This window comes from Streptomyces cylindrosporus (assembly GCF_022698165.1).
Taxonomy (GTDB): Bacteria; Actinomycetota; Actinomycetes; order Streptomycetales; family Streptomycetaceae; genus Streptomyces; species Streptomyces cylindrosporus.
This window is the reverse complement of sequence record NZ_JALDAY010000004.1, coordinates 425,059-446,574: the sequence shown is the minus strand read 5'-3', so window position 1 is coordinate 446,574 and position 21,516 is coordinate 425,059. Positions and strand designations below refer to the sequence as shown.

The 21,516-nt window shown below is 71.6% G+C and carries 20 protein-coding genes and 1 tRNA gene; 10 read left to right on the top strand and 11 right to left on the bottom strand.

Going from position 1 to position 21,516, the window contains the following annotated elements; all coding sequences use genetic code 11:
* The first annotated feature begins 154 nt into the window (after positions 1 to 154).
* Both MQP27_RS14985 and MQP27_RS14980 read left to right on the top strand, forming a co-directional pair.
* Positions 155 to 1,426: a M6 family metalloprotease domain-containing protein gene (locus tag MQP27_RS14985; protein ID WP_242765573.1), complete on the top strand. Its 1,272-nt coding sequence runs from the start codon at positions 155 to 157 to the stop codon at positions 1,424 to 1,426.
* Positions 1,427 to 1,887: 461 nt separating this feature from the next.
* Positions 1,888 to 3,555, top strand: a complete 1,668-nt coding sequence (locus tag MQP27_RS14980; protein WP_242765572.1) for an IclR family transcriptional regulator domain-containing protein — start codon at positions 1,888 to 1,890, stop codon at positions 3,553 to 3,555.
* A 17-nt stretch (positions 3,556 to 3,572) separates the two neighbouring features.
* On the opposite strand, the gene MQP27_RS14975 is transcribed toward MQP27_RS14980, so the two are convergent.
* The 4 genes from MQP27_RS14975 to MQP27_RS14960 all read right to left on the bottom strand — a co-directional run bounded on the left by MQP27_RS14975 (position 3,573) and on the right by MQP27_RS14960 (position 7,312).
* Entirely contained in the window at positions 3,573 to 4,379 is an 807-nt protein-coding gene (locus tag MQP27_RS14975; protein ID WP_242765571.1) for an SDR family oxidoreductase, read from the bottom strand.
* A gap of 40 nt (positions 4,380 to 4,419) precedes the next feature.
* Positions 4,420 to 5,496, bottom strand: coding sequence for a zinc-binding dehydrogenase (locus MQP27_RS14970; protein ID WP_242765570.1), 1,077 nt, complete (start codon positions 5,494 to 5,496; stop codon positions 4,420 to 4,422).
* A gap of 13 nt (positions 5,497 to 5,509) precedes the next feature.
* The gene (locus tag MQP27_RS14965; protein WP_242765569.1) at positions 5,510 to 6,307 is read right to left on the bottom strand and encodes an SDR family NAD(P)-dependent oxidoreductase; all 798 of its coding nucleotides are present in this window, start codon (positions 6,305 to 6,307) and stop codon (positions 5,510 to 5,512) included.
* An 81-nt stretch (positions 6,308 to 6,388) separates the two neighbouring features.
* Positions 6,389 to 7,312 carry an LLM class F420-dependent oxidoreductase gene (locus tag MQP27_RS14960; protein ID WP_242765568.1) on the bottom strand — a complete coding sequence of 308 codons (924 nt, stop codon included), beginning with the start codon at positions 7,310 to 7,312 and terminating at the stop codon, positions 6,389 to 6,391.
* Positions 7,313 to 7,466: 154 nt separating this feature from the next.
* Here MQP27_RS14960 and MQP27_RS14955 point away from each other — a divergent pair, with 154 nt between their 5' ends.
* From MQP27_RS14955 to MQP27_RS14945, 3 genes are all read left to right on the top strand, one after another.
* Positions 7,467 to 8,090: a cysteine hydrolase family protein gene (locus MQP27_RS14955; protein WP_242765567.1), complete on the top strand. Its 624-nt coding sequence runs from the start codon at positions 7,467 to 7,469 to the stop codon at positions 8,088 to 8,090.
* A gap of 181 nt (positions 8,091 to 8,271) precedes the next feature.
* Positions 8,272 to 10,509 carry an MMPL family transporter gene (locus tag MQP27_RS14950; protein ID WP_242765566.1) on the top strand — a complete coding sequence of 746 codons (2,238 nt, stop codon included), beginning with the start codon at positions 8,272 to 8,274 and terminating at the stop codon, positions 10,507 to 10,509.
* A gap of 76 nt (positions 10,510 to 10,585) precedes the next feature.
* Positions 10,586 to 11,509, top strand: a complete 924-nt coding sequence (locus tag MQP27_RS14945; protein ID WP_242765565.1) for an SGNH/GDSL hydrolase family protein — start codon at positions 10,586 to 10,588, stop codon at positions 11,507 to 11,509.
* Positions 11,510 to 11,513: 4 nt separating this feature from the next.
* Here the strand turns inward: MQP27_RS14945 and MQP27_RS14940 are convergent, their stop codons facing one another.
* Both MQP27_RS14940 and MQP27_RS14935 read right to left on the bottom strand, forming a co-directional pair.
* Positions 11,514 to 12,167 carry a LuxR C-terminal-related transcriptional regulator gene (locus MQP27_RS14940; RefSeq protein ID WP_242765564.1) on the bottom strand — a complete coding sequence of 218 codons (654 nt, stop codon included), beginning with the start codon at positions 12,165 to 12,167 and terminating at the stop codon, positions 11,514 to 11,516.
* Positions 12,155 to 13,306, bottom strand: coding sequence for a sensor histidine kinase (locus MQP27_RS14935; RefSeq protein WP_242765889.1), 1,152 nt, complete (start codon positions 13,304 to 13,306; stop codon positions 12,155 to 12,157). The genes MQP27_RS14940 and MQP27_RS14935 overlap by 13 nt, the downstream gene beginning before the upstream one ends.
* A 171-nt stretch (positions 13,307 to 13,477) precedes the next feature.
* Between MQP27_RS14935 and MQP27_RS14930 the strand changes: the two genes are divergently transcribed.
* Both MQP27_RS14930 and MQP27_RS14925 read left to right on the top strand, forming a co-directional pair.
* A complete protein-coding gene (locus MQP27_RS14930) occupies positions 13,478 to 14,098 on the top strand; it encodes a TetR family transcriptional regulator (protein ID WP_242765563.1) in 621 nt (206 codons plus the stop codon).
* A 108-nt stretch (positions 14,099 to 14,206) separates the two neighbouring features.
* A complete protein-coding gene (locus tag MQP27_RS14925; RefSeq protein WP_242765562.1) occupies positions 14,207 to 14,992 on the top strand; it encodes an EthD domain-containing protein in 786 nt (261 codons plus the stop codon).
* A 136-nt stretch (positions 14,993 to 15,128) separates the two neighbouring features.
* Here the strand turns inward: MQP27_RS14925 and MQP27_RS14920 are convergent, their stop codons facing one another.
* The 3 genes from MQP27_RS14920 to MQP27_RS14910 all read right to left on the bottom strand — a co-directional run bounded on the left by MQP27_RS14920 (position 15,129) and on the right by MQP27_RS14910 (position 17,584).
* On the bottom strand, positions 15,129 to 16,172 hold the full coding sequence (locus MQP27_RS14920) for a zinc-dependent alcohol dehydrogenase (protein WP_242765561.1): 1,044 nt from the start codon (positions 16,170 to 16,172) through the stop codon (positions 15,129 to 15,131).
* A 245-nt stretch (positions 16,173 to 16,417) separates the two neighbouring features.
* Positions 16,418 to 16,795 (bottom strand): hypothetical protein, encoded by a 378-nt coding sequence (locus MQP27_RS14915; protein ID WP_242765560.1) that lies wholly within the window; start codon positions 16,793 to 16,795, stop codon positions 16,418 to 16,420.
* An 18-nt stretch (positions 16,796 to 16,813) separates the two neighbouring features.
* Entirely contained in the window at positions 16,814 to 17,584 is a 771-nt protein-coding gene (locus tag MQP27_RS14910; RefSeq protein ID WP_242765559.1) for an SDR family NAD(P)-dependent oxidoreductase, read from the bottom strand.
* A 193-nt stretch (positions 17,585 to 17,777) separates the two neighbouring features.
* Here MQP27_RS14910 and MQP27_RS14905 point away from each other — a divergent pair.
* Positions 17,778 to 17,853 (top strand) — tRNA-Arg (locus MQP27_RS14905).
* Between the two features lie 165 nt (positions 17,854 to 18,018).
* On the opposite strand, the gene MQP27_RS14900 is transcribed toward MQP27_RS14905, so the two are convergent.
* Both MQP27_RS14900 and MQP27_RS14895 read right to left on the bottom strand, forming a co-directional pair.
* The gene (locus MQP27_RS14900; RefSeq protein WP_242765558.1) at positions 18,019 to 19,050 is read right to left on the bottom strand and encodes a hypothetical protein; all 1,032 of its coding nucleotides are present in this window, start codon (positions 19,048 to 19,050) and stop codon (positions 18,019 to 18,021) included.
* Entirely contained in the window at positions 19,047 to 19,667 is a 621-nt protein-coding gene (locus tag MQP27_RS14895) for an RNA polymerase sigma factor (protein ID WP_242765557.1), read from the bottom strand. The genes MQP27_RS14900 and MQP27_RS14895 overlap by 4 nt, the downstream gene beginning before the upstream one ends.
* A gap of 472 nt (positions 19,668 to 20,139) precedes the next feature.
* On the opposite strand from MQP27_RS14895, the gene xynA reads away from it, so the two are divergent.
* Both xynA and MQP27_RS14885 read left to right on the top strand, forming a co-directional pair.
* Positions 20,140 to 20,826, top strand: coding sequence for an endo-1,4-beta-xylanase XynA (xynA, locus tag MQP27_RS14890; protein WP_242765556.1), 687 nt, complete (start codon positions 20,140 to 20,142; stop codon positions 20,824 to 20,826).
* Positions 20,823 to 21,509 carry a polysaccharide deacetylase family protein gene (locus MQP27_RS14885; protein WP_242765555.1) on the top strand — a complete coding sequence of 229 codons (687 nt, stop codon included), beginning with the start codon at positions 20,823 to 20,825 and terminating at the stop codon, positions 21,507 to 21,509. The genes xynA and MQP27_RS14885 overlap by 4 nt, the downstream gene beginning before the upstream one ends.
* Positions 21,510 to 21,516 lie beyond the last annotated feature (7 nt).

The window sequence follows — 21,516 nt, the reverse complement described above, 5'->3', positions numbered from 1 at the left end:
GACGGAAAGATTCGATGTGACCTGAGTCACATCCCCGTACTGCCGGAACCCCACGTTCGGCCGCCTTCAGCGAGCGCCCCCGCACCCCGCGACCGAGGGTGATCGAAAGGGTGCAGTCCGGGACCGGCGGCTGCCATCGACGAAGGGCCCGTGCATGCAGCTCAGCCGTCGGATACGCCCGCGCCGCGTGGCCGCTCTCGCGTCCGTGACCGCCCTCACCCTCGCGGTCAGCACCTCCGCCGGCACCGGTCGTCCGACCGCGGGCAGCACGGCGGCCGGTCCGGTCGCGATGGCCCGCGGCTCGGCGTTCGGCCCCTGCATGATCAGCGGCCGGCACGCCGTCCAGATGTCGGAGGGCGTACCGACCGCCACCGGCTACTCCCGCTCCACGGGCACCGTCCGCGCCCTGACCCTGATGGTCGACTTCCCCGACGCGCCGGGCCCCGGCAACGCGCTCGACCGCTTCCACGAGTTCTTCCCGCAGACCCAGCAGTGGTTCCGCACCGCCTCGTACGGCCGTCTCGACTACCGCCCCGAGACCCCGGTCCCGCACTGGCTGCGCATGCCCAAGGCCTTCAAGGCGTACGGCATAGAGCGCGGTGCCCCCTTCGACCCCGGCTACCGCGACCTCGTCCAGGACATAGTGAGCGCGGCCGACCCCAAGGTCGACTTCCGGGACTACGACTTCCTGAACGTGCTGATCACGCCCAACGCGGGCCCCTCCGCGCTGGACACGGTCCTGTCGGTGACCTTCGCCGGCAACACGGAGGCGCCGGTGGCGGACGGCGTGCCGGTCGCCAACGCGTCCTTCGTCTACTCCCGCCAGGACGACGGCTCCGGCTCCTACGACAAGACCGGCTACCGCGTGCTCCCGCACGAGAACGGCCATGTCTTCGGGCTGCCCGACCTCTACACCCAGGAGGGCGGGGGTGCGGTGGGCCACTGGGACATCATGAGCGAGGACTGGGGCGCCAACAACGACCTGCTCGGCTGGCACAAGTGGAAGCTGGGCTGGCTGGACGCGGGCCAGGTCGGCTGCGCGACGGCCCGCGGCACGACCGAGTACACCCTCACCCCGCTGGCCCGCCCGGGCGGCCCCAAGCTGGTCTTCGTGCCGCTGTCCGGGGGCACGGGTTACGCCGTCGAACTGCGCACCCGCGAGGGCAACGACGAGGCGGTGTGCCGACCGGGCGTCCTCGTCTACCGGGTCGACGCGGACGTGGACACCGGAATGGGCCCGGTCACGGTCTACGACTCCCACCGGGACAGCGGCGGCTGCACCCGCAGCCCCAACGTCCACGCGGAACTCTCGGACGCGCCCTTCACCCCGGGCGAGACCTTCAAGGACCCGAAGCGGGGAATCCGCATCGCGGTGGAGGGGACGGACATGGCGGGGAACTACCGGGTGGCGGTCACGCGGAGGTGAGGGGGCCTGGGAGGGGGGTCCTCCCGGAGGGGAGCGGTCCCGGGAGGGGGGTCCTCCCGGAGGTGAGGGGTCCCGGGAGGGCAGGGTCCCTCGCGAAGGCGACCGGACCCCGGCAGGGCCGACCCCACACGCAGGTGAGCGGACCCCGGGAGAGCGACCCCACGCAGAGGCGAGGAGGCCGCGGGCGAGCGGACTCCACGCGGAGGTGAGCGGATCCCGACAGGCCCGACCCCACACGGAGGGGACCGGCCCCCAGGAGGGCGGACCCCGCGCGGAGGTGAACGGACCCCGGCAGGGCCGACCCCACGCAGAGGCGACCGGACCCCGGCAGGGCCGACCCCACGCGGAGGTGAGCGAACCCGGGAGAGCCGGCCCCGCGCGGAGGTGAGCGGATTCCACAAGGGGCGGCCCCGGGTACGGTGGCCGTGTTCCGACCGCCGTACCGGAGACCCGAGAAGCCGATGTCCGTGAATTCCACGACGGCCGACGACGCCGGCCCCGTCGCCGTGCCGGCCGAGGCGGTCACGCCGCTGATCCGGGGGATCGCCGTGCTGCAACGGCTCACCGAGGCGGACGGGACGCTGAGCCTGAGCGCGCTCGAACGGGCCACCGGCCTCGCTCGCTCCACGGTCGACCGCATCACCTCCACCCTCGCGCGCATGGGGTACGTCCGCCTCGACGGCCGGGACGCCGTGCTCGCCCCCCGCCTGATGGAACTCGGCAACGCCTACCTGGCCGCCCTGCGCCTGCCCGCGCTGCTGGACGCGCGCGCCGACGCCCTCGCGGACGAGCTGGACGAGTCGGTGTCCCTGGCCGTCGCCGACCGCGACGGCATCCGCTTCATCCACCAGGCCACCCGGCGCCGCGCGATGTCCCTCAGCTTCCGCATCGGCGACCTGCTCCCGGCCGAACGCACCGCGCCCGGCCCGCTGTTCGCGACGGAGTGGAGCGGCGAGGAGTGGCGGGCGTGGCGCGCACGCCGCTCGGCGGATCCGGAGGACCGCGACTTTCCCGCCGTACCACCGCGTCAACACCCCTGCTCGGACGAGGAGTTCGAGCGGCGCGCGGCCGACGCGGCGGCGAACGGCTGGGCGCTGGACGACCAGTTGATCGAGCCGGGGCTGGTGGCGGTCTCCGTGCCGGTACGGGACCCCCGCAGCGGCCGGATCGCGTGCGCGGCAAGCGTGGTGAGCCACACCAGCCGGCACACCGCGGCGGACCTGCGCGACACCCTGCTGCCCCGACTGCGGGCGGCGGTAGGGGCGATGGAGGACGACCTGCGTACCGCGGCGCCCGCTCCTCCCGGGTCCGCGCCGTCCGGGCTCGCGACCTGGACCGGCGCGTCCAAGCAGGCCCTGGGCCGGGAGTTCGTCGAGTCGCTGGCGCGCGGGCTGACGGTCCTGACGGCGTTCGGCGAGGGCCGCGCCGCGCTGACGCTGACGGAGGTCGCGCAGGCGACGGGCCTGGCCCGCGCGACGGCCCGCCGCGCCCTGATCACGTACGAGCACCTCGGTCTCGTACGGGCGAGGGACCGCGTCTTCGAGCCGACCCCGCGCGTCCTGTCGCTGGGCTTCCCCCCGCTGTCCCGTACCTCGGTCGCCGAGATCGCCGCGCCCCACATGGCCGAACTCGCCGAAGCGGTCCACGAGTCGACGTCGCTGTCGGTGCTGTCCGGGACGGACATCCAGTACACGGCGCGGGTGGCGACGGGCCGGATCATGAGCGTGAACATCACGGTGGGGACGCGGCTGCCGGCGTACGCGACGTCGATGGGGCGGGTGATGCTGGCGGACCTACCGGAGTCCGAGCGCGAACTCGGCCCGTTGCGCGCGCTGACGCGGGCCACGATCACGGACCCGGCGGCCCTGACCGCCGTGCTCGCCTCGGTCCGCTCCCAGGGTTACGCCCTGGTCGACGAGGAGTTGGAGGAGGGACTGCGCTCCATCGCGGTCCCGGTCCGCGACCGCACGGGCCGGGTGGTGGCGGCGCTGAACGTGGCGATGCACGCGGCACGGCACACGGTCGAGGAGTGCGTACGGCACATCCTCCCCGCCCTGCGCACCACGGCGGACCGCGTCGAGGCCGACCTCCGGGTGGCGGGCCGCTTCACCCGCGTCCCGCTGTCCTGACCCCGGCCGCGGCGCGCTCAGTGCAGGGCCTCGCCGCCGTTGACGAGCAGCGCCTGCCCGGTGACGACGCTGGAGAGCTGGTCGGAGGCGAAGAACAGGACGGACTTGGCGCACTCCCGGGTCGGCGGGATGCGCCGCTGCGGGATCATGTCCAGTACGGCCCCCTCAGCGGTCGCCCATGCCTTCTCGTCCTGCTGCTTGAGCCGCTCGAAGCTGTCGCGCACGCTCGGCCCGTCCATGTAGCCGGGGACATGGGAGTTGACCCTGATGCCGTACTCGGCCACCTCCAGCGCGAGGGCCTGGGTGAGCGTGTACAGCGCATTCTTCGAGCAGGCGTAGGCGAACATGCCGGTGTCGGGGATCCGCTGGGGCTTGAAGATGATGTGCGCGAGGACGTTCACGATGGAGCCCGAGCGCTGCGCCTTCATGTGCGGGAGAACGAGCTGGCAAAGGCGGGCGCTGCCCCAGAAGTTGACCTCGAAGACGCCCCGCCAGGCGTCGAGGTCGGCGTCGCCGAGCAGGCCGCGCGGACTGGCGTTGAAGGCGTTGTTGACCAGGCAGTCCACCCGCCCGAACTCCGCGACCGTGGCGTCGACCAGGCGCGCGCACTGCGCCGGGTCGGTGATGTCGGTCGGTACCGCGAGGACCGTGCCGCCCGCCTCCTCGATCGACTTCGCACTGGCCTTCAGCCCTTCCTCCGAGCGGGCCGACACAACGACCTTGGCGCCTTCCTGGGCGAGCAGCAGGGCGCTCTCGTGGCCGAGTCCTCCGACCTGCCCGGCGCCCGAGACGATGGCGACCTTGTCCTGCATGAGACCCGGCATGTCTGTCCTTCCGAGAGGAGTGCGGCGGTGGGCGAGGCGGTCAGGGGGTGATGACGGTGCGGATGCCCTCGTGGTCGTCGAACGACGTGAGGATGTCGTCCGCCGACAGGCCGATGCGGTGGGTGACGAGCCGGCCGACGTCGAGCCGGCCCGTCTCCGCCAGCCGGACCAGGGTCGGCAGGTCGCGGTCCGCGTGGGTCTCCCCCGCGATGGAACCGGTGAGCCGTTTCCCGCTGCTGACGGCCTCCCAGCCGCCGAGGTCGAGCCTGGACGCGCTGTCGGGCGCGCCGACGGTCACGACGGTGCCGGCGCGGCGGGCCATCCGGTAGGCGCTCGTGATGGTGTCGACCCGGCCCGCCGCCTCGAAGCTGACGTCCACCCCGCGCCCGCCGGTCAACTCCTGGACGCGGCCCACCAGTTCCTCGCCCGGCGCGGCGTCGAGCGCGTCGGTGGCGCCGAGTTCGAGGGCGAGGAGCCGTTTCGTCGGTACGGGGTCGACGGCGACGATCCGGGCGGCGCCCGCCAGCGCCGCGGCCTGGACGACGGCCAGCCCGACCCCGCCCAGTCCGACGACCGCGACCTCGTCGCCGGGCCGCACCTTCGCCGTGTTGAACACCGCGCCCGCGCCGGTCGCCACCGCGCATCCCATGATCGCGAGCTGTTCGAACGGCAGGTCGCTGCGGACCGGGACGACGGACAGCTCGTGCACCGTGCTCGCCTCGGCGAACGAACCCAGCCCGCAGAACAGGGGGACGGCCCGGTCGCCGTCGAGCGCGTAACGCGGTGTGTTCCACAGCCGTACGCCCTCGGAGCAGAGGTAGGGGTGGCCGCGCACGCACCACCAGCAGTGCCCGCACGCCGGTTTCGTCGCGCCGATGACCCGGTCGCCCACGCGGACTCGCGTCACCTCCGGGCCCGTCTCGACGATCGTGCCGGCCAGCTCGTGGCCGAGCACCAGCGGCAGATCGAAGGGCATCTCACCGGCGAGCACGCTGTGGTCGCTGTGGCAGATGCCGCTCGCGCCGATCTCGACGACCACGTCGTGCGGTCCGGGCGGCAGCGCGGGCAGGTCGTCGACCTTGAACGCGTCCACGGCGTCGGCGTATCCGACTCGCATCACGGACTCCCGGTCAGCCGGCCGCGTGGCCGCCGTCGACGGCGAACCAGGAGCCGTTGACGTAGCTCGACGCGTCCGACAGGAGGAAGGCGATGGCGCGGGCGTACTCCTCCGGCTCGCCGAACCGGCTGGTGTAGAACTGTCCGTCGGCCTTCACCGCGAGCCACTGCTCCACGACGTCCTGGTCGCTCACGCCCTCGGCGACGGCCTGCTCGTGCACCGCCCGCCGGGTGCTCTCCTTGTAGATCCAGCCGGGATGCACGGTGTTGACCCGCACTCCGCTGTTGGCGACATCCTTGGCGAAGGCCTTCGAGACGTGTGCGACCGCCCCCTTCATCGCCGCGTAGGACGCGAGGCGCGTGTAGTAGTAGCGCGCCGAGGTGGCGACCAGGTTGACGACCGAGCCCGCGCCCCGGGCCTTCATCCGGGGCAGCACCTCGCGTCCGAGCCGTACGGCCGGCATCAGCACGTTCTCGAAGTGGAAGCGCCAGACCTCGTCGTCCTCGTACAGCTGCGGGCGGTCGATGTTGGGGCCCACGGTGTTCACCAGCCCGTGGATCGGGCCGAAGTCCGACTCGACCTCCTCGACCAGCCGGGCCACCTGGCCGGAGTCGGCGAGATCCGCGACCACGCCGGTGGCCCGCACCCCGCGGTCGCGCAGTTTGCCGACCAGTTGATCGAGCGGTGCCGGGGACCGGCCGGTCAGCGCGAGTGCCGCGCCCTCCTCCGCGAGCAACTCCGCGGTGGCCACGCCGACATCACCCGACGCACCGCAGATGAGGACGACCTTGTCCTGCAGACCCAGATCCATTCGCCGCTCCGTGTTCCTGTGCCGCCGTCCAATTATTGAGTATCCTCTATTCCAAACCCCGCTGCCCGGCCGTCGCGTCGCTCAGCGGGCGCGGGCGATCACGTCTCTGCCGTACGCCGCCAGGACCTCGCATGCCTCGGCGACGCTGCGGCCGGAGGTCCGGACGACGAACCAGGTGGCGCCCGCCTCCGTCAACTCGTCGAGATGGCGCCGGTGTTCGTCGGCCGACACCTCGCCGCGGACGGAGAGGTCGGTGTGCGGCGAGTGCACCTGGATGTCGACCTCGTCCGGGGCCCGCCCCGCGTCCCTGAGCATCTGCCGCAGTTCCCCGACGGCGACCGCCAGCTCCTTCGGCGTCGTCAGAGCGGTGGTGCGCGCCGTGCGGGCCGACTCCTCCCCCATGAGCAGCGGCGCCCACCCCTGCCCCGCACGCGCGACCCGGCGCCGCGAGTTACGGCCGTTGCCGCCCAGCCACACCGGCGGGTGCGGGAGTTGGACCGGACCCGGGACGCTCTCCTGGCCACGGGCGGTGAAATGCCGTCCCGCCAGCTCGAAGGCCTCGCCGGCCCACAGTCCGCGCAGCACGTCCAGCGCCTCGTCGAGCAGCGCCCCACGCTCCTCGAAGTCGACGCCGAGCGCACCGAACTCCGAGCGCAGATAGCCGCTTCCGGCCCCGATCGTGAGCCGGCCGCCGGAGAGCCGGTCCACCGTGGCGACCGCCTTGGCCATCAGGAGCGGATTGCGGTACGGCAGGACCAGGAGGTAGGTCAGCAGCCGGATCCGGGTCGTGGCCGCGGCGCAGAACGCGAGGGCGGCCAGGGGGTCGAGGCTGGCGTGGCCGCCGTTGCCGAGCCACTTGCGCGACGGGGCCGGGTGCTCGGTGAACGCGACGGCGTCGAACCCCGCCGCCTCGGCCGCCCGCGCGAACGCCGCCATCCCCTCGCCCCGGAGGAGCTCCGGGTCGCAGTCACGCTGCCCGACGGGGTGTTCGGCGGTGAAACGCACAGGTGCTCACTCCCCGATCTCCTCGATCGCGCAATAAAGTGCATTCAATTGCCCGCTGCGATCGACCGTAGCAGGCAGATGCCGCACACGGAACGGACCGGTTCCAATTGATTACCCTTTATCTTCTGGCGTTCCCGTCGGCGGGAGGAGTCTCATGGGAGTTCGCGGTCTTGATCGCGGGGAACGTGCCGCGCTGATCATCAACGAGTGCCAGAACGCCATGATCAACGAGGAGTTCAGTCACAACGGCGGTCTGGTCCACGAGATCGGGAGCCGGGGCGTGGTCGCCCGCATCGCCGCGCTGGCCGACGCGTTCCGTACGGCGGGCCATCTCGTCGTGCACTCAACCATCGTGCTGAGACCGGACGGCATCGGTACGGCCACTCCCTGCCTGCTGCTGGCCGCGCTCGCCAAACGGGCCGCCTGCGTGGAGGGCAGGCCGGACGCCGAGATCCACCCGGATCTCACCCCCCACGACGGCGACTTCGTACTGCGCCGGGTGCACGGCCTGTCACCGTTCCACGGCACCGAACTCGAATCCGTGCTGCGTCAGCGCGAGGTCCGCACGGTCGTGGTCACCGGCGTCTCGACCAACATCGGCATCCCGGGCACCTGCCTGGAAGCGGTGAACCGCGGCCTCTCCGCCGTCGTACCCGAGGACTGCGTGGCGGGCAGCTCCCGGGAGATCCACGACTTCCAGGTCACCCACATCCTGCCGCTGCTGGCGACCGTCACCTCGGCCGACGAGGTCACCGCCGCCGTCGGGCGCATGGTGTAGCGGGCTACACCACGGGTTCGGGTGGGTGCTCCCTCGTACCGCGGAACGGCTCGCGGAATCGTGAGGGGTACAGAACAACGCCTCTCCCGACCCGCTCCGAGCAGCGCGGACGCCCCCCACAGAGGCGGTTCCTCTTTCGTTTCCCGCCGTTTCCGAACCGCATTGTGGAGGCTTCCCAGCCATGGCAACTGTCCTCTATCACCTGGGCCGCGTGGCGTTCCGCTGGCGCTGGTTCGTCGCCCTGCTGTGGGTGGCGATACTGGGCGCCGTCGGATTCGCCGCCTCCAAGGCGCCCACGCCGGCGGACGAGGGCTTCACCATGCCCGGCATCGAGTCCCAGAAGGCGTTCGACCTGCTGGAGCAGCGCTTCCCGGGGTCCGCGGCCGACGGCGCGAGCGCCCGGATCGTGTTCATCGCGCCGAGCGGTGAGAAGGTCACGGCCGCCGAGAACAAGAAGACCGTCGAGACGCTCGTCGACGAGGCCGCCGACGGCTCCCAGGTCGCGGCCGTCGCCGATCCCTTCCAGGCGAAGGCCGTCAGCAAGGACGGCAGGACCGCGTACGCGGTCGTCTCCTTCAAGGCGAAGGCCGACGCTCTGACCGACGCGAGCAAGACGCGTCTGGAGAAGGCCATCGACCAGGCTCGCGAGGCGGGTCTGACGGTAGAGGTCGGAGGGGACGCGCTGGCGGCCCAGCCGGCGGCCGGCGGGGCGAGCGAGGTCGTCGGCATCGCGGTCGCCGCGGTCGTCCTGCTGATCACCTTCGGTTCCCTGGCCGCCGCCGGGCTGCCGCTGCTCGCCGCGATCATCGGTGTGGGCGTGAGCATGACCGGGGTGCTGGCGCTGTCCGAGACCCTCGGCCTGTCGGAGAACACCGGCACCCTGGCCACCATGCTCGGCCTGGCCTGCGGCATCGACTACGCCCTGTTCGTCGTCTCCCGCTACCGCGAGGAGCGCGCCAAGGGCCGCGCGCCGAGGGAGGCGGCCGGCCTCGCCGTCGGCACCGCGGGCTCGGCGGTCGTCTTCGCCGGCCTCACCGTCGTCATCGCGCTGGCCGGTCTGTGGATCGTCGGCATCCCGATGCTCACCAAGATGGGCCTGGCCGCCGCCGCGGCGGTCCTGGTCGCCGTCCTCGTCTCCCTGACCCTGGTCCCGGCGATCCTGGGCTTCTGGCCGAACGCGGTGCTCTCCCGCGGCGCCCGCAAGAACTCCCGGCGGTACCTGAAGAAGCAGCAGAAGCCCGAGAACGGCGGCTCCCGCTGGGCCCGCGTCGTCGTACGCCACCCGCTGCCCGTCCTGCTGCTCGGCGTGGTGGGCCTGGGCGCGGTCGCGACCCCGGTGCTGGACCTGCAACTGGGCATGCCGGGCGACGAGGCCAAGTCCACCTCCACCACCGAGCGACGGGCCTACGACGCGCTCGCCGAGGGCTTCGGCCCCGGCTTCAACGGGCCGCTGACCATCGTGGTGGACGCCAAGGGAGCGACGGACGCGAAGGCCGCCGTGTCGACGGTCGCCAAGGACCTGGCCGCCACCGACGGGGTCGTCTCCGTCTCGCCCGCGCGGTTCAACCAGGCCCAGGACACCGCCGTCCTGTCCGTCACCCCCGCCACCGCACCCACCGACGAGAAGACCAAGGACCTGGTCAAGACCATCCGGGACGAACGGCCCGGCATCGAGGCCAAGGCGGACGGCGCCACCTTCGAGGTGACCGGCAAGACCGCGCTGGACATCGACGTCGCCCAGAAGGTCCAGGACTCGCTGATCCCGTATCTCGCCGTCGTCGTAGGCCTGGCGATCGTGCTCCTGCTGCTGGTGTTCCGGTCCCTGCTCGTGCCGCTGAAGGCGGCCTTCGGCTTCCTGCTCTCGGTCCTCGCGGCGCTCGGCGCGGTCGTCGCGGTCTTCCAGCAGGGCCACGGCGCCGACCTGCTCGGCGTGGAGACCACCGGCCCGATCATGAGCCTGATGCCGATCTTCCTGGTGGGCATCGTGTTCGGCCTGGCCATGGACTACGAGGTCTTCCTGGTCTCGCGGATGCGGGAGGCGTACGTCCACGGCGAGGCGCCCGAACAGGCCGTCGTCTCCGGGTTCCGGCACAGCGCCCGGGTGGTCGTGGCCGCCGCGCTGATCATGATGGCGGTGTTCTCCGGCTTCATCGGCGCGGGCGAGTCGATGATCAAGATGATCGGCTTCGGTCTCGCGATCGCCGTCTTCTTCGACGCCTTCATCGTGCGCATGGCGATCGTGCCGGCGATCCTCTCGCTGCTCGGCCACAAGGCCTGGTACCTGCCGAAGTGGCTGAACCGGATCCTGCCGAACATCGACGTCGAGGGCGAGAAGCTCAGCCACAAGGTGCCCGCCGCCCCGGTGCAGCCGACGGCGGTCGACGAGCCGCAGTCCGCGGAGCCCGTCGCGACCCACTGAGCCACGGGAGGGGCCGCCCGCTCAAGGCGGCCCCTCTCCCTTTGCCGCTCTCACTTCGATGAGGACAGGACACCTGATGACGACTCACCTGCGCACTCTCACGGCCGGACTCCTGCTCGCCTGCGGCGCGTTGGCCGTCACGGTAGGCGTGGTACGCCACGACGACAGCGACCCGGCCGCCGCGGCCACCGCGCTCAAGGGGCCGTACGTGGCACTCGGCGACTCCTACACCGCCGGCCCGAAGATCCCCGAGCAGAACAACGAACCCGCGGGCTGCGACCGCTCCGACCGCAACTACCCCTCCCTCGTCGCCGCCGAACTCGGCCTGACGGGCGGGGACTTCAAGGACGTCAGCTGCTCCGGGGCCACCCTCGCCGACCTGACCGCACGGCAGTCCACCGACCACGGCACCAACCCCGCCCAGCTCACCGCGCTGTCCCAGGACACCCGCCTGGTCACGGTCGGGATCGGCGGCAACGACATCGGCTTCGCCTCGATGATCAGGAAGTGCGTGGGCATGGGCGTGCTGTACGACCTCACGAGCGCGTTCGCGCCCGAGGACGCGCCCTGCGCCCGCAAGTACGGCGACGGCATACAGGAGAAGACCGAGGCCGCGGGCAGGAAGCTCGCCAAGACGCTCGACGAGATCAGACGGCGTGCCCCCGACGCACGCGTGTACGTCGTCGGCTACCCGGCGATCCTGCCGTCGGACAGCGCCGAGTGCGGCCGGGAGATGTCGCTCGCACCCGGTGACGTGACCTTCGTGCGGAAGCAGGAACAGCGGCTCAACTCGACGCTGCGGCAGCGCGCCGAGGCCGCCGGCATGAACTACGTGGACACGTACACGCCGTCCGAGGGCCGCGACGCCTGCTCGGCGAAGGACACCCGCTGGATCGAACCGTTGGTCCCCAGCAGCCCAGCCGCCCCTGTCCACCCCAACGAGCGCGGGGAGCGCGGCATGTCCACCGCCGTGCTGCACGCGCTGCGGACCTCGCCGTAACCGCTCACGCCCTCGGTGCGTGGGTCAGATGGGCCAGCACGGCGAGCACCCGCCGGTGCCCGCTGTCGGTCGGCGGCAGGCCCAGCTTCAGGAAGACGTTGCCGATGTGCTTGTGGACGGAGCGTTCGGTGACGACCAGGGTCTTCGCGATGGTCGCGTTGTCGTGCCCCTCGGCCATCAGCTCCAGCACCTCGCGCTCGCGCGGGGTGAGGGAGTCGAGGGGCGAGTCCTTGCGGCGGGTGAGGAGTTCGGTGACGACCTCGGGGTCGAGGGCCGTACCGCCGGAGGCGACCCGCTCCAGCGCGTCCAGGAACTCGTCGACCCGCCCCACCCGGTCCTTGAGCAGATAGCCGACCCCGCTGCTGCCGCCGCCGAGCAGTTCGGTGGCGTACGACTCCTCGACGTACTGGGAGAGCACCAGCACCGGCAGCCCGGGGATCTCCTTGCGCGCCTCCAGCGCCGCCCGCAGCCCCTCGTCCCGGAAGTTCGGCGGCATCCGCACATCGAGTACGGCGGCGTCGGGCCGGTGCTCCAGCAGCGCGGGCAGGGTCTCGGGACCGGTGCCGGCGACGGCCACCACCTCGTGCCCGGCCGACGTCAGCAGCAGGACCAGACCCTCCCGCAGCAGGACGTTGTCCTCGGCGATCACCACACGCACGGCAGCTCCGCCTCGATCACGGTCGGCCCCCCGACGGGACTCGACACCTCCATGAACCCGTCGAGCGCGGCGACCCGCCGCCGCATGCCGAGCAGCCCCGAGCCGCCCTTCTCGTCGGCGCCGCCGCGGCCCTCGTCGCGGACCCGTATCCGCAGCCCGCGCCGGAAGCGGACGAGCCGCACCTCGGCGCGGGAGACCCCGCTGTACTTGGCGACATTGGTCAGCGCCTCGGCCACCACGAAATAGGCGGCCGTCTCCACCGCCGCGGGCGCCCGTACGCCCTCCTCCAGACCGTCGTCCTCCACGGAGACCCTGAGCCCGCTGCTCGCGGCCAGCGCGCGCACGGCGCCGACGAGCCCGCGGTCGCTGAGGATCGGCGGATGGATACCGCGCACGACCTGACGCAGCTCGGTCAGCGCGGTCTCGGCCTGCGCCTGGGCCTCGTCGAGCAGCTTGCGCGCGGTCTCCGGGTCGCGGTCGTACGCCCGCTTGGCCAGACCGATCCGCATCGACAGGGCAACGAGGTTGGCCTGCGCGCCGTCGTGCAGATCGCGTTCGATACGGCGCAGCTCGGCGCCGTGGGCCGAGATGGCGTCGGCACGGGTGGCGGCCAACTCCTCCACACGGGCGGCGAGTTGCGCCTTGGGCGACGGCTTGAGCAGGGCAGTGGACCAGTCGGCCTCCAGGTCCGCGATCTTCACGATCAGGGGCAGGACGACGGGGGTACGGCGCAGCAGCCCGCCCCAGACTCCGTCGACGACCAGGCCGACCGGCCACAGCGGCAGGGCGAGGGCGAGCAGGGCGCCGTAGAACCAATAGGCGACCATCCAGCGCAGATCCATGAGCGTGCCGGGATCGCGGACGGCCGTGGTGATCCGCTGCCGCATGGTCCCGGTGATGGGCCGATAGGCCTCGGGGATCCGCACGCCGGTCCACCGGGTGGTCAGGCTGCGCTTGGCGCCCGCGATCCGGCGGATGATCAGCACCGTCTCGGGCAGCAGCCAGATGCCCACGACCGTCACCACGCCGATCGCGGTGATCTCCAGCACGGTGACGAAGATCCACATCCCGAACGCCATCGCCGCGGACACGGCGAGGTGGGCCGTGGCCGACGCCGCCCGCCGCACCGAGGTCCACAGGCCGGTACCGCCGGCCGTTCCGCTGCGGGTGGGCGTGGAGCCCGTCCCCTCCGAGATGTGTCGCACCCCGCCATGATGCACGTACACGTCATTGAAACCAAGTCTCATATGCGCGGCAGTGGACCGCATCCGTGCTCATGAGTCGATTGCGCGTATGAGTACAATTGCTGAATGAGTGAAGCAGCACACACGTCGTCGAAGACTTCAGGGCCGAGCACGCGGGACATCGCGCGGGCCGCCGTACGGGCCCGGCTCGCCGAGGTCGCGTTCGACCTCTTCCGCCGGGAGGGCTTCGACCGGGTCACCGTCAACGAGGTGTCCGCGGCGGCGGGAGTGTCACGCAGTACGTTCCTGCGCTACTTCACCTCCAAGGAGGACGCGATCCTCAGCTCCTTCGACGCGCAGGACGAGCTCGCGGAACAGGCCCTGCTGGCCTGCCCCGCGGACCAGGACGACTGGACGGCGTTGCAGCACGCCATGTCCACGACCCTCGAACCCTTCCGCCGGGCCCAGCGCGAGTTCCTGCCGCTGGCCCGGCTGGTCGAGAACACACCCGCGCTCACGGCCGGCCGCCGCGAGAAGCAGGTCGTCTGGCGTGACGCCCTGGCCCGCGCCCTGGCCGCGCGGGCGGGCGGGTCCGCGTCCGAGGCGCCGCCGCTGCCCGCCCTGGTCCGCGCCGCCGCCGCGGTCGAGTGCATGAACATCGCGGTCGCCCAGTGGGCACGATCCGACGGCAACGCCGGGCTCGACGACCTGCTGGACGCGGCGTTCGCGGCGTTGCGCGAGGGGTGAGCACGCCGGTCGGGCGTCCCGCTGAACGAGATGGAGTCGTACGGGTCCGTCGCCCCGCTTCCTAACCTCGTGCGCACTGGTGCGACGCGACGAAGGCGGAGGAAGCAGATGGAGGGTTCCGCGGCGACTACGGAGGGTTCCGCAGCGATTCCGGCCACCCGTGACTGGCGGATCGTGGCACTGCTGCGCGCACGGGACCGGGCAGCGGCCGCCACGCTCGTGGAGCGGGTCCGCGGCGAGATCGCGGAGCTGGGCGACGCACTCCGGGCGACCGCCACCGAGGTCGTCGTGGGACACGTCGCCGGTCCCGGGGAGCGGGGGCCGCACGAGGGGATCCCGGAGTCGGACTACGACGTGGCGGCCGAGGTGGTGCTCGCGGAGCGGCCCGACCGGGCCACGGCGGTCAAGGCCCTGGCCGCGTTCGTCGAGCGTCTCGCCCCGCTGGTGGCGACCGAGGCGTCGATGGTCGCCGTCGCGCGGGAGAAGCTCTTCGACGACCGCCGCACCCGCTTCAAGTACCTCCACCCGCTCGTGCGCCGCCCCCACCTCTCGCACGACGAGTTCATCGAGAGCTGGGAGCGGAACGTCGGCCCGGTGGTCGCGGCGCACCACCCGACGCGTGTCGGCTACGTGGCTCTGCAGTGCGACGACGAACTCACCGTGGCCGCGACCGAGTCCACCGGTTTCGGCGGGGGCGTGCCGGACGGCTTCGGCGTGGAGTGGTTCCGCAGCACCGACGACATGGTCCCGGCGTTCGAGTGGGCGGTGTCCCCGGGGAGCGCGGCCGGTGGGCCGGTGGACGAGCCGGGCGGCCTCCTGGCCCTGCTGGGCCGCTACGCCGACCTGTCGACCCCGACCGCCATCCTCGGCATCGAGCCGAACCCGACGCACTGACGAGAACGACGTGGTGGCGAGAAGGACGTGGTGGGGAGATCGACCACGAACGGGGCACTGGAGGCGATCGGCAGGCGGTTCACGGCCCATGTGGTGTGGTCCGGCCGGCCGGTCGGTGCCATCGGCCGGGCAAGCTCTAGTCGTCGAAGGTGACGACGACCTTCTCGGCGACTCCCGGGGCGAGCGCCAGCTGGTAAGCGTGCTGGGCGTCCTCGAACGGGACGCGGTGGCTGATCAGCTTCTCGAACCGCTCGTGGTGCTCGGCGAGTTCGGGGGTGACCTCGAAGATCTCGGTGGGATAGCCCTGCGAGGCGACGAGGGTCAGCTCACTGCGCAGCACGCCGCCGAGGTCGATGTCGGCGCCCTTCTTCTGTACGGCGACCATGACCAGCTTGGCGTGCCATTTGGCGTTCGCGATCACGGTGTTGAAGACGGCCGGAGCACCGGCGGCGTCGATGTAGACGTCGGTGCCGGGGCGGGGCTGGCCCAGTGCGTTGGCGGCCTGGCCGTGCAGTTCGGTCAGCCGGGCGGTGACGTCCTCCTCGGCCGAGTTGACGACCGCGTCAGCGCCCACGGCCAGCGCCTTCGCCAGCCGGGAGGGGATGACGTCCGCGACGACGACGTGCCGGACCCCGCGCAGCTTCAGCCAGATCGCCACGCCCAGACCGATGGGCCCGGCGCCGAAGACGACCACCTTGTCGCCGGGTCCCGCCTCGGAGCGGTTGACGGCGTGCCGGGCCACGGCCATCGGCTCGTTCAACGCGGCCACGGCGAAGGGCAGATGGCCGGGGAGGACCGCGACGTTCTGCCCGATCTCGGCGTTCTCGATGAGCACGTACTCGCTCATGGCGCCCTGCGTGCCGCCGCAGCCGATGAGGCCGGAGGGGTGGCCGGTCGGGTCGATCACGACCCGGTCCCCGGCCTTCAGTCCCTCGACCTCGGCGCCGACCTCGGCGATCTCACCGGCCGGTTCGTGCCCCAGGGGCACGGGGACGACCTCCCCGCCCAGGTGCGCGCGGGCGGGCATCCCGCCCGCGCGCAGGAAACTGACGTCGGTTCCGCAGATACCGCAGGCGCGGATGCGTACCAGTGCGTCGCGCGGGCCCGGGACGGGCCGTTCCACGTCCACCACCTCGACCTTGTCGACACCGCCGGTCCGGAGGGACTTCATCGTGGCCATGGGGGGCTTCGCTTTCTCTCGTTGACTGGTTCTCGGGGCCGGCGTTGCGGTGGCTCGACACGAGGCCGCCGACCGCTCGGGATCTCTGTCTCGGGATCTCTGTCTCGGATCTCTGTCCTCCACGATTCCGTCGCCCGCCCGGCGCCACGAGGGAGCACGCTCCCGAGCCGACGGTGTAGCCCCCTACACCATCCGCAGAACGGGGCCGGAGTGCTCCGGCCCCGCGGTCGGCCCCTGCTCGCCCGTCAGGCCCGCTCGGTACGCGGCTTCCCTCTCGACTGGAGCAGACCGGCACCCGCTCCCAGCGAGACCACTCCCATGCCGATCGCCAGACCCGTCCCCTTGGAGCCTCCGATGGCGAAGGGGGCGATCACGGCCACGGCGAGGTTGAACAGGAACAGGAACCACAGCACCGGGCGCGAACCGAGGAACGACTTCAGGGGTTCCCGCCGGAACAGGGTGACGCCGGCCACGAGCGAGAGAACCGCCGCGCCGATGGTGGCCGCGGTCTTCTGCGTGCCTTCGAGACCGCCGAGCACAGCGCCGGGTGCCAGCGTGGCGGAGAGCCCGGCCAGGAACAGAACGGTCAGGACCGTCCAGGAGAGGAACGACTTCACGGACATCACCTTTCTCCGTACGGCTCAGCCGCGCAGATGCATACCGCCGCAGACCGACCAGACCTGACCGTTGATCCACTCACCGTCGTCGGAGAAGAGGAAGGCCGCCATCCCGGCGACGTCGGAGGTCCTGCCCAGGCGCGGGCTGAGGGCCGCGGCGATGGCCTGGGCCTGCATCTCCTTGTCGGCCTGCCGGATCTGGGTCTCACCCATGACCAGGCCGGGCGCCAGTCCGTTGCAGCGGATGCCCTCCTTGCCCCAGCGGGTGGCGATGTGCCGGGTCAGCGCGTTGACACCCGCCTTCGACGCCGAGTACGCGGGCCGCACCCGCGCCCCGCTCCAGCCCGCGCCCGAGGACGTGTTGACGATCGCGCCGCCGCCCGCGGCGAGGATGTGCGGGATGGCCGCCTTGGCGGCGAGGGCGTAGCCCACCAGGTTCACCCCCAGCGTGCGCTCCCACACGCCCAGGTCCATCTCCAGCAGGTCCAGGTCACGGCCGAGATTGGCGTCGGACACGTCGGCGCCGACGTTGAACAGCCCGTCGACACCGCCCAGTTCGGACACGGCCCGGTCGATCAGCGCCTGGATGGACCCCTCGTCGGACAGATCGAAGGCGACCGGTACCGCCACGCCCCCGTCCTCCGACGCCCGCTTGGCGGTGGCCTCCGCGCCCGCGACGTTGATGTCACCGACGACGACCGAGGCACCCTCCTCGACCAGCCGCTCGACCGCCGCCGCCCCGATCCCGGTGGCGCCGCCCGCGACGACGATGCGCTTGCCCTTCAGTCCCCTCATGCCCCGCTCCTCAGCTGCCCGTGATGCACGTACACGTTTATGAGATCGAGTCTCACATGCATGACAATGCCCCGCAACCGCGTACGTGCCTCGCTTACGGGTACGCGTACGAGCGAGTTAGCGCGAGCGCCCCGCAGAACCGCCACCCGCTACACTGTCCGCGGCGACGCAGACCTCCGGGCCTGCCCGTCCCGCCTTCGTAGCTCAGGGGATAGAGCACCGCTCTCCTAAAGCGGGTGTCGCAGGTTCGAATCCTGCCGGGGGCACCATCTGTGACCAGCGCGCCCACCCTGCCGGGTTGGACGCGCTGAGCCTTTTCCGGCCGCCCCTCGGCTCGAGGAGTGCTCCCGTGATGCCCAAGAGCGTCCGCTCCGAGGCCGTCTGGAGGCCACCGCTTTCCTCCTCGCCGAGCACGTCAACCGCCTCACCGTCGGTCACGCCTCGGCGTGGATCGCGTGGTCGCACGGCTCGGCGGCGACGACGAGGATGCCCACGTCCTCGCCGGACGGCAGCGAGGCGCGGCGGACCAGGGTCTCCCACTCCCCCGGCCACGCGGTCGTCGCGTCCCACAGGATGCCTTCGAGCAGCACACCGTCCAGTCTGGCGCTGCTGAGGTCGGCCCCGACGAAGTCCGTGCTGGCCCGTTCCACCTCGGCGACCGCCCTGGCCAGGGCGTCGGCCTGATCGCACCCCTGGGTCAGGTCGTCGATCAGGTCCTGCGCCACGGCGTCGACGCCGTACAGATAGCCGGGCGGTGACGTGCCGAGGGTGGCTATCGCCGGGCCCAGCACCTCGTCGAGCAGCTGCTGGACGCGGTGCAGGTCCTGCAGAAGCCGGTCGGCGGGCCCGGCGAGGGTGGACTCCACGGCCACGAGGTAGTCGAGCCCGGTGAGCGTCACCGGGGAGCGGTGCGGCTTGGGCAGCCGGGACAACTGGCGTAGCTGCTCCCGCAGTTGGTCCACCACCGACTCCACGCGGGCGGCGGACTGCGTGCTGTCCTCCAGGAGTTCGCTCAGGCTCTGCACGGTGTGGACGGCGGCCCGCATGCCCTGGGCCAGATCGGTGGGCCAGTAGCGGTGGGCGAGGCGCAGCGCCTGCTGACGGTATTTCACCCGCACCGGCGAGGGTCGCCCGGAGAGCGGGCCCCGCTGGGCCAGGCGGGCTTCGAGCGCCAGGTCGCGCCGGTCCAGGGCGGCCCGGGTCTCGCGGGAGCGGCGCCGGGTCACGGCGGTTCCGACGGACCGGTGGGCGGCGGCCAGCAGACGGTCCAGTGCCAGGTCCGGGGAGCGCAGTTCGGGGGGCCCGCCCTGCGCCGTGATCCGGTCGGTGACGGCGGTGCCCAGCCGCTCGTGCGCCCTCGCCAGCAGCGCGTCCAGGCCGTCGAACAGGCCGCCGTCCAGGCCGTCGAACAGGCCGTCGTCCCTGCCGGCACCCGCCTCGGGGGAACGCGGGTCGCGGTCCGTCACGTCGTCCTCCTCTCGTGGTCGAAGCGGCCCTCCAGTCCCATGCCCGCCCGCAGGGCCGCTCGGGCCCGGGTCAGGTTCTGGCGTACGGCGGCCTGTGTGGTGCCCATGGCGCGGGCGCTCTCCTCGGTGGTGAAGCCGTCGAGGTGCCAGGCCATCGCGGCACGCTGCTTGGCGGGCAGCCGGAGCAGCAGGGCGATCACCCGGCGTTCCTCCTCGCCGAGTTCGGCCGCGTGGGCCGGGGTCTGCCAGCGCAGGCCGGGCTCGGGTTCGGGCATCTCGGCGCAGGCCTCCTCGGGTTTCACCTGCTGGCTCACCCATGACCGCCAGGCGACCCTGCGCAACCAGGCCCGCGGATGGGTCAACGACAGCCCGGGAGCGCACATCTGCGTGAAGGCGTCCTGCGCGGCGTCCTGCGCCTCCGCCCAGGACGCCCCGTGCAGCAGCAGGAACCTGACCAGCGCGGGGTACTGCTCGTGGTGGAGCGCCTCGGCGAGTTCGATACCGGGCAGCGGTGCCGTACCGGTCTCGACGCGATCGGCGAGGCCTACGTCGGTGACGACATCAGTGCCGAGGTCGGTGCCGAGGTCAGTGCTGAGCGCCTTCTCCACCGCGGCCACCCCCGCTCCGGCGGGTCGCGGCTGGTCGGATGTGCCGAGCGGTGATACGGGCTATCTCCACATCGGCGCTCACACGCCGTTGGGCGATCTTCACTATGCCGTTGACGACGCTCACGGTCACAGTCACCACCGCTCCCACGATCACAGGATCCATGCCGCTCGTTCCCCTTCCGGATGGCGTACTCGGGTACCGCCCGCGCATCGCACGCACCACAACAGTGCTGATTTCTGCGGGAGTTGTGACATCTGGCTGGTCACGAGCCTTCACCGGAAGGATTACGAAACATTCGAAATCCTGAGGTGCCGAATCAATCGCATGGAAGGGTCCCGAGAAATGGCCAGAAGTCGCCCAGCTGGCCCCGAAAGCCTCCGAATGTTTCGTAACAACTGCCGAAACTATTGACGCTTGACCGGGACAGGCCAACACTGTCGGACCAAAACCCGACCTCGGACCATGAGGAGGCACCCGCACATGACCCCTCACACGGACCCTCGCACGATCCCGGACCTGACCCGCAGGGGCGCCTGCGCGCTGCTGCTCGGTACCGGTGCCGCGCTGGCCCTGCCCGGCACCGCGCGCGCCGCCACCGTCGTCACCACGAACCAGACCGGCACGAACAACGGCTTCTACTACTCGTTCTGGACGGACGCGCAGGGCACGGTCTCCATGACCCTGGGCTCCGGCGGCAACTACAGCACCAGCTGGAAGAACACCGGCAACTTCGTCTGCGGAAAGGGCTGGAGCACCGGAGCGCGCCGGAACGTCACCTACTCGGGCAGCTTCAGCCCCTCCGGCAACGGCTATCTGTCCCTGTACGGCTGGACGTCCAGCCCGCTCGTCGAGTACTACATAGTCGACAACTGGGGCACCTACCGCCCCACGGGTACGTACAAGGGCACCGTCACCAGCGACGGCGGCACCTACGACATCTACCTGACGACGCGTTACAACGCGCCGTCCGTCGAGGGCACCAAGACCTTCAACCAGTACTGGAGCGTGCGCCAGTCGAAGCGCACCGGCGGCACCATCACCACCGGCAACCACTTCGACGCCTGGGCCCGCGCCGGGATGCCCCTCGGCAGCTTCAAGTACTACATGATCCTCGCGACCGAGGGTTACCAGAGCAGCGGCAGCTCCAACATCACGGTGTCGGCATGAACAGCGCCCGCCGCCATTCGTTACGACCGCTGCCCGCCGCCCTCGCCGGCCTGGCACTCGCCGTCACCGGCACCCTCGCCCTCCACTCCACCCCGGCCCACGCCGCCGCCTGTAACGGCTACGTCGGACTCACCTTCGACGACGGGCCCTCCGGCAACACCCCGGCCCTCCTCAACGCCCTGAAGCAGAACGGGCTGCGGGCCACCATGTTCAACGAGGGCCAGTACGCCGCCGCCTACCCGGCGCAGGTCAAGGCCCAGGTCACCGCCGGTATGTGGGTCGGCAACCACAGCTACACCCACCCGCACCTGACCCAGCTCAGCCAGGCGCAGATCGACTCGGAGCTCTCCCGGACCCAGTCGGCCGTCGCGGCCGCGGGCGGCGGTACGCCCAGGCTGTTCCGGCCGCCGTACGGCGAGACCAACGCGACCGTGAAGGCGGTGGCCGCCAAGTACGGTCTGACCCAGATCATCTGGGACGTCGACTCGCAGGACTGGAACGGCGCCAGTACGGACGCGATCGTGGCCGCCGCCGGACGGCTCACGAACGGCCAGGTCATCCTCATGCACGACTGGGCGGCCAACACCCTCGCGGCGATCCCGCGCATCGCCCAGGGCCTCGCCGCCCGCGGCCTGTGCGCCGGCCAGATCTCACCGACGACGGGACGCGCCGTAGCGCCCTAGTGCCGTA

Coding starts and splice junctions, on each gene's coding strand:
- MQP27_RS14985 (WP_242765573.1), top strand. CDS start 155: ATGCAGCTCAGCCGTCGGATACGCCCGCGCCGCGTGGCCGCTCTCGCG.
- MQP27_RS14980 (WP_242765572.1), top strand. CDS start 1,888: ATGTCCGTGAATTCCACGACGGCCGACGACGCCGGCCCCGTCGCCGTG.
- MQP27_RS14975 (WP_242765571.1), bottom strand. CDS start 4,379: ATGCCGGGTCTCATGCAGGACAAGGTCGCCATCGTCTCGGGCGCCGGG.
- MQP27_RS14970 (WP_242765570.1), bottom strand. CDS start 5,496: ATGCGAGTCGGATACGCCGACGCCGTGGACGCGTTCAAGGTCGACGAC.
- MQP27_RS14965 (WP_242765569.1), bottom strand. CDS start 6,307: ATGGATCTGGGTCTGCAGGACAAGGTCGTCCTCATCTGCGGTGCGTCG.
- MQP27_RS14955 (WP_242765567.1), top strand. CDS start 7,467: ATGGGAGTTCGCGGTCTTGATCGCGGGGAACGTGCCGCGCTGATCATC.
- MQP27_RS14950 (WP_242765566.1), top strand. CDS start 8,272: ATGGCAACTGTCCTCTATCACCTGGGCCGCGTGGCGTTCCGCTGGCGC.
- MQP27_RS14945 (WP_242765565.1), top strand. CDS start 10,586: ATGACGACTCACCTGCGCACTCTCACGGCCGGACTCCTGCTCGCCTGC.
- MQP27_RS14930 (WP_242765563.1), top strand. CDS start 13,478: ATGAGTGAAGCAGCACACACGTCGTCGAAGACTTCAGGGCCGAGCACG.
- MQP27_RS14925 (WP_242765562.1), top strand. CDS start 14,207: ATGGAGGGTTCCGCGGCGACTACGGAGGGTTCCGCAGCGATTCCGGCC.
- MQP27_RS14920 (WP_242765561.1), bottom strand. CDS start 16,172: ATGGCCACGATGAAGTCCCTCCGGACCGGCGGTGTCGACAAGGTCGAG.
- MQP27_RS14915 (WP_242765560.1), bottom strand. CDS start 16,795: ATGTCCGTGAAGTCGTTCCTCTCCTGGACGGTCCTGACCGTTCTGTTC.
- MQP27_RS14910 (WP_242765559.1), bottom strand. CDS start 17,584: ATGAGGGGACTGAAGGGCAAGCGCATCGTCGTCGCGGGCGGCGCCACC.
- xynA (WP_242765556.1), top strand. CDS start 20,140: ATGACCCCTCACACGGACCCTCGCACGATCCCGGACCTGACCCGCAGG.
- MQP27_RS14885 (WP_242765555.1), top strand. CDS start 20,823: ATGAACAGCGCCCGCCGCCATTCGTTACGACCGCTGCCCGCCGCCCTC.